Source organism: Clostridiales bacterium, assembly GCA_012512255.1.
Taxonomy (GTDB): domain Bacteria; phylum Bacillota; class Clostridia; order Christensenellales; family DUVY01; genus DUVY01.
In genome coordinates this window covers 1-3,216 of the sequence record JAAZDJ010000116.1, presented here as the reverse complement: position 1 = coordinate 3,216, position 3,216 = coordinate 1, and the positions used below count along the sequence as shown (strand labels likewise).

Annotated in this window: 5 protein-coding genes; 4 read left to right on the top strand and 1 reads right to left on the bottom strand. The window is 30.5% G+C overall.

Annotated elements, in window-relative coordinates; all coding sequences use genetic code 11:
* Positions 1-470: 470 nt before the first annotated feature.
* Entirely contained in the window at positions 471-863 is a 393-nt protein-coding gene (locus tag GX756_05975; protein ID NLC17407.1) for a hypothetical protein, read from the top strand.
* 409 nt (positions 864-1,272) lie between these two features.
* Here GX756_05975 and GX756_05970 read toward each other — a convergent pair whose 3' ends face one another.
* Positions 1,273-1,623, bottom strand: a complete 351-nt coding sequence (locus GX756_05970) for a helix-turn-helix transcriptional regulator (protein NLC17406.1) — start codon at positions 1,621-1,623, stop codon at positions 1,273-1,275.
* Positions 1,624-1,722: 99 nt separating this feature from the next.
* Between GX756_05970 and GX756_05965 the strand changes: the two genes are divergently transcribed.
* The 3 genes from GX756_05965 to GX756_05955 are packed head-to-tail and all read left to right on the top strand — an operon-like array spanning position 1,723 to position 2,880.
* Complete coding sequence (locus tag GX756_05965) at positions 1,723-2,325, top strand: SprT family zinc-dependent metalloprotease (protein NLC17405.1); 603 nt, start codon at positions 1,723-1,725, stop codon at positions 2,323-2,325.
* Positions 2,322-2,513, top strand: coding sequence for a hypothetical protein (locus GX756_05960; GenBank protein NLC17404.1), 192 nt, complete (start codon positions 2,322-2,324; stop codon positions 2,511-2,513). The genes GX756_05965 and GX756_05960 overlap by 4 nt, the downstream gene beginning before the upstream one ends.
* A 4-nt stretch (positions 2,514-2,517) precedes the next feature.
* Positions 2,518-2,880 carry a hypothetical protein gene (locus GX756_05955; protein ID NLC17403.1) on the top strand — a complete coding sequence of 121 codons (363 nt, stop codon included), beginning with the start codon at positions 2,518-2,520 and terminating at the stop codon, positions 2,878-2,880.
* Positions 2,881-3,216: the final 336 nt, after the last annotated feature.

The window sequence follows — 3,216 nt, the reverse complement described above, 5'->3', positions numbered from 1 at the left end:
GGCTACAAATCAGCAGAACAAGTGTTCGCTCAAGAATTAGAAAAATTTTCTCTTTACCCCTCGGGGTAAAGGGAACTGTAAAACAAATTTATTATACAAACCGTTGCACTTGTAGTTGCAATTTAAGTAAAAAATATTGCGCCGTTTGGGGCAAAATTTTGTCCTTAACTTAAACAAAAGTTTTATTTGGAAATAGTTTTATATGTTTTTAATATTTATATTTTTTCTTAAACAACACTAAATGCGCCGTTTAGGGCGAAAATTATTGCCCTTGGCTTAACAAAAAGTTTTTGTTCGGGATAGTTTTATATGCTGCCCTTAATATTTATGTTTTTCCTTAACAACACTAAAAACTTTACTAAATATTATTGTAATGATATAATTTACATGTTTTATTCTTTAAAACTTTATTTAAGGCATAAGGGGCAAAGGATACTATATTAATAATTATTGTTAAAGGAATTTAAGCTATGGTAAAAAATCTCAAAAATATTTTGTTTTTTGCTTTGTCAACCCTATTCTTTTTGTATGGAATATTTGATTATTTTCTCATCTCAAAAGAATTATCGTTTTATGCTACTTCCGTTATAGCGCTTGGATTGATTATGGCGATATTGCAGCTGGTGTTTTTTAAAAAGGAAAAATACGCCTTGGTAACAATCTTTGGCGCCATAAAATATTTGTATAGTTTTGGCATTTCTTTGCTGCCTTTGACGGCGCTAATTTCGGCCCTAGGGCAAACGCCTTCCCAACATCTTGTTATTAATGGCATAATTGTTATCAGCGTTTTGCTCGCGGCGATAATCATTTTGGCGGTGTTGGAATATATAATGATTAGAAAATCAGCTAAGCAAAAACAATAACCGCTGTTTTGCGATTATTATTGACATTATGTTCGCGGCAATAATCATATTGGCGGTATGGGAAAGAATAAAAGCAACAGCCAATTTAAAAAATAATTTTTTTTAAAAAAATATATACTTAATATATTTTTGCATCTTTTTTATTTTATGATTTTAAAACTTTTCAAAAAAATCAAAACTTTAAATAAAAAAGCCGTCTTATTTTGGACGGCCGTTTTTTGGAGCTGATGGGGGGATTTGAACCCCCGCCCTATTGATTACGAATTCCTTTTTTTATTTTGGTGTTTTCATTTTTAGGTCTTGACTTTTTCTTTGTATAGTTATATTATATAAACAAATGTTTAAACATAAGATAAGTAATTTTGAACGATTAATAAAAAAATATCGGGATTATCCCGATGTAGATAAATTAGTTTTTTTTATTATCGTTTGCTATGAGAAAGTTATCAACTAAAGATATTAAAATATTAAATTGTTCTTCTGTTAGTTTATTTATTTTATCTTTTAAGCCTGCTTTTATAAGTCGGCGTTCAAGTTCGCTTATATTATTTTTGGGATTTTCAAACCCTTGTAATTCATTAGGTGTGGTATTAAAGATTTCTGCTAATTTTATTATTTGTTCTATACTTGGTTCGGATTTTCCTTTTTCCCAATTGGATATTGTATTTTGGGCTACTTCCATTTCTTTGGCAAGGTCGGATTGAAATAGCCCAAATTTTTCTCTAAGTTCTTTTAATTTTTTCCCGAATTCTTTGTGCATTTTTTAAAATTATATCAAAAAAATTGCTATATAACCATTGACATATCCATTAACATGATATATAATTGGAGTAGATATCAAGAAAATGGATATATTTATATGTGCTGTAACGAAAAATATTTAAACGAATTAAAGGCATTTAATGACTTATTCGATTACCTAAATGAAACATTTTTTGAAAGTGCACTTTCAAAACCTGTAATTACGATACAGGCTAATAGGAAGCCTAATACTTTAGGTTGGTGCACTGGTTACAATGCTTGGCAAAGCGGCGAAGAAAAAAGCCCAGAAATTAATTTATCGGCTGATTATCTTGACCGTGAGCCTATCGATAAAGCAGGAACATTATTGCACGAAATGTGCCATTTATATGCCTTTCAAAATAATATTAAAGACACATCAAGGGCAGGGAATTATCACAATAAGCGATATAAAGAGATAGCCGAAAAACACGGCTTAAAAGTAGAAAAATCATCGAAAGGCGGTTTTGATATTACGACTTTAACGGAAAATGCAAAACAGCTTGTTAAACCTTATGTCAATAACTTGCAAACTTTAAAGCGTATTAGTCCTGTGAAGATTGTTGCTAGCAGAAGCAGCACACGAAAATATATTTGTCGTTCTTGCGGTTTGTCAGTCAGAGCTACGAAAGAAGTAAATATCATTTGTGGCGACTGTAATCAAAAAATGGAATTAGAATGAGTGAACAAGAATATAACGAAATTTTAATTAAGATAGATAAATTAATTTCTATATCTGACAAACTATTAAAATCTACTAAAGCTGATATAGAGAAAATAAAAAGAATTTTAGCGGTTTTACCAGCCGCAAAAATAAAAGCCGTAAGTCTTGACCGTAAAAAGATGGCAAGCGGGCAAAAAGGAGTGTAAAAAAATGGTAATCGAAACAGTAATGAGATTTTTAAGTTGTCGTGTCTATGACAAGAAAGACAAAAAGTCAGGCGAAAAGACGGGCGAAAAAGGAATGATTTTGCAACTAGTAGAAATTAACGACGACAATGATGTAATTGTTAACACTTATTTTCCTACAGAGGAACAAATCAAAACAAAAGGTGGGATTAATTCGGTAAAGTTATTTGACAAAGTAAAAGTAACTTTTGAATTAATCAGCGCATCCGCAAAACCTCGTTTTGTTGCATTAGGCGATGTAGTTGAAGTTGCTCATATAGTATATTCCCCAACAGAAGAAGATATCAAGAAACAAGTTGAACAAGAACGGGTAAAAAAGGTAAGCTAATTTCTTTCATATTTCATTCTCCGCGGCCGACTGCAAACGGCTTAAGAAAAAAGTATTTTAAATACTGTTTGCAGAGCTTTGGCGGGTTGAGCTAATCAATCCGCTACCATTAAAATTTAGGTGAGGTTTTTAAAAAAAAGATGGATTTAAAATTTGCTTTTTATAAAGAGTTTTGCAAAACATTTCATTTAACAGAGAGCAATTCAAAAAATTTGATTTTGTTTTATAAGTTATTTTTTAATAAAGAGGTTAAAAAATAGAATGTATTATCATTCATATGAAGTTGCTATAGAAGATGTTATTTTGTTAGGAAAATTATTTATTTATTATTTGCTT